Source organism: Hadarchaeum sp. (SeqCode), assembly GCF_049969415.1.
In the GTDB taxonomy this organism is placed as follows: Archaea; Hadarchaeota; Hadarchaeia; order Hadarchaeales; family Hadarchaeaceae; genus Hadarchaeum.
Genome location: NZ_JBMFOX010000133.1, coordinates 1 through 263 on the forward strand (window position 1 = coordinate 1; position 263 = coordinate 263).

Annotated in this window: 1 protein-coding gene; it reads left to right on the plus strand. The window is 50.2% G+C overall.

What is annotated here, in order from left to right; translation table 11 throughout:
• A partial coding sequence (locus ACP5PX_RS08360) for a hypothetical protein (protein WP_428085486.1) occupies positions 1-213 on the plus strand: 213 nt, incomplete at its 5' end.
• Positions 214-263: the final 50 nt, after the last annotated feature.

A 263-nucleotide genomic window follows, 5' to 3' on the forward strand; every position in this document is an offset into this window, starting at 1 on the left:
GGCGGCATGAAAAGCCTTTGGTGGTTCCTAGCGCAAAAGCGAAATTTATTGCCCAACAAGTTGAGAAAAGCCTGGCAAAATAATGACTCAAATATTGCTCCTTGCGAGGTTTTGCTTGGGCTACTCCTTTACCGCAATATACATAGGGGGTTGGTCAAACGCGCTGACAAACCTTTAGGCGGCAGTGGCTGTTTTCGTTCACTGCGGCGATAACACCGCTTCGGAGAAGGAAGGCCGTTGGCGCGGGAAAAGTTGCGCGACAA